Origin of the sequence: Bartonella sp. CR84HXZ, assembly GCF_042194535.1 — a bacterium.
Classification (GTDB): Bacteria; Pseudomonadota; Alphaproteobacteria; order Rhizobiales; family Rhizobiaceae; genus Bartonella; species Bartonella grahamii.
This window is the reverse complement of sequence record NZ_JBHIMY010000065.1, coordinates 1-2,060: the sequence shown is the minus strand read 5'-3', so window position 1 is coordinate 2,060 and position 2,060 is coordinate 1. Positions and strand designations below refer to the sequence as shown.

The following is a 2,060-nucleotide window of genomic DNA, read 5'->3' as shown; positions in this document are numbered from 1 at the left end:
AATCGGACGCTGGTGGCAGAATCCCTACCGCAATTGCAAGAAAGGAACTTGATCTTTGTATCAATGATATTGGGGGCGGGTGCCACCAAACCCTCAAGATAGTGTTATTGTGATGGATCCTGAAAACAGCAAAGCTCCCTCTTCCCAAGAGCGCTTCGTGATCACAGATGTCCAAGCCTCAGAATCTGGTATGTATAAGCTTATCTTGCGGAAGATAAAAAATGGACGCAACTTTATCTTGTGTGTTAAAAAATCAATAAGGCTGCCCAAGAGCTCGGATTACTGCTGCAAACCTTGGATTTGGAATGGCACTAAATCGGTAATTCCATGGTGCGCCAGTACGGTGACTGATGTGACATCTTTGGTATGTTATAGTGACTGATGCAATTCCTGCCCAAGTAGTCCTTTCATTATCTTCAGGGCTTTCAAATACAATAGCTTGGTTTGTTACTAAAAGACGTCCTAAAGCTGGAGTCTTTTCGCCAATATTGAAGGTAACGCGTTCTTGAACTCCCAACAGTTTTTCATTTTTTGCTAAACGATAATCATATTCACTTGCATCAAGTTCTTGAAACATTTCACATGCTTCCTCAAAATTAGAGGGAGGAATATCTGATTGCCACAGAGCAACTTCTTGCTCAAAGTTTTTTTCCTTTTTCGCCTCACGATAGGCAATAATAACAAAAATTAAAACAATAAGAATGGGTACTAATAACCATGGTGTAATAGTTACTGTTACCACAATGCCTCCACTCAACAGAACACAAAGGAGAAAGATCTGTACCCTCTTTTCTAACCGTTTTTTTTCAAGTTCCGGCGACATTTTATTAACAACTGATAAATCAGAAGAAGGGTGGATATGGGGGGGAGGCATTAAAACCTGCTCTGAAACTTTTTCTTTAAAACGCTTTTTGCGTCTATCTTGCCAATGAACAAAAATAAACAAAGCAATAAATGCAAAGAAAATTAACCTGAACCATCCCCAAAAACCTAGACCATTATTTTCGTCTGACTTTTTGTCTTGAACATGGATACTTTGCTTATCAGTATTCTCAGGTAGTACCTGTTTCACGCTTTCATTTTGAGTAGCAACATATATTAATGAAGTCGAGGAGGAGGAAAAAATTTCATTATTGTATGTAACTTGATCTGGTTCGATTTTGTGAAAAAAAAACGCACCTAATATTGCAGAGCCGAGAAATAATAAAACTCCAATACCAAGAGTTTTCAGTCCGTTTTTCCGCCATTTTTTTATACACACTAAAACAAGTCCGACAACCATCACTGGGAGTGATAACAAGTATACGATCACCGCAATTGTATCAAGCGTATCGAGCATTATTTCCCCCTCCACTATAAATAAAAAACTAAGCCAAAAAATTTAAAGTGAGTCGACAAATAAAGTAAAGATGTGCTTATAATTTTTAGAAAAAAGTGATATTGCTGCGTGACATTATTACAGCGATATGAATAATCGAATCAGGTGCCTAAGAAACACTTTAAAGCAACTAGCGAACGGATTGCTGGAACAATATCTTCTCCGCCAATTAAAGTTTTGACTCGTTGTATGTTACACGCATATAATAACTTTGTCGGGTATAGTTACACTATACAAGACCCTTTACGGGGAAAATATAACGACGGGCTAGTTGCCCATGTTTCTTAGCACCCAGAGCTCTTTTAAAGTGTCATTAAGAAACATCTAACAACTAGGAGTCCTTTATGAATACCCTTATAGAAATTAAAGAACAAATTATTGAGCAGGATACAGTTCAAACGATAAATGCTCGTGAGTTGCATGCATTTTTGGAGATAAAATCCGATCTCATTGATAGCTTGTGAGACGGCATCAAAAGCAAGTGGTAAACCTTGTCCGAATGGTTTAGCGGCATGATAAGCAAATTAACCAACTGGATGCCTAATTGGATGAAAGAAAAGTTAGGGTTTAATGTTTCAATTAACAAAACTTCAACCCAAACCATTAAAACCTTTACCGATGAAACCAATGCACGCGCAAAAAAAATGCTGGATACAGTAGTGGTTACAAACACCCCGCCTGA

1 protein-coding gene and 3 pseudogenes are annotated in these 2,060 nt (G+C 37.9%); 3 read left to right on the top strand and 1 reads right to left on the bottom strand.

Features of this window, described 5'->3' with window-relative positions; genetic code table 11:
- A pseudogene (locus tag ACFIKD_RS09265) lies at positions 1 to 220 on the top strand (hypothetical protein); the annotation flags it as partial.
- 33 nt (positions 221 to 253) lie between these two features.
- Here the strand turns inward: ACFIKD_RS09265 and ACFIKD_RS09260 are convergent.
- Entirely contained in the window at positions 254 to 1,339 is a 1,086-nt protein-coding gene (locus ACFIKD_RS09260) for a hypothetical protein (protein WP_375647875.1), read from the bottom strand.
- 383 nt (positions 1,340 to 1,722) lie between these two features.
- Here ACFIKD_RS09260 and ACFIKD_RS09255 point away from each other — a divergent pair.
- Together ACFIKD_RS09255 and ACFIKD_RS09250 are read left to right on the top strand one after the other, a co-directional pair.
- Positions 1,723 to 1,833 (top strand): annotated as a pseudogene (locus tag ACFIKD_RS09255) (phage antirepressor Ant); the annotation flags it as partial.
- A gap of 9 nt (positions 1,834 to 1,842) precedes the next feature.
- Positions 1,843 to 2,060: pseudogene (locus ACFIKD_RS09250) on the top strand (phage tail protein); the annotation flags it as partial.

Coding starts and splice junctions, on each gene's coding strand:
- ACFIKD_RS09260 (WP_375647875.1), bottom strand. CDS start 1,339: ATGCTCGATACGCTTGATACAATTGCGGTGATCGTATACTTGTTATCA.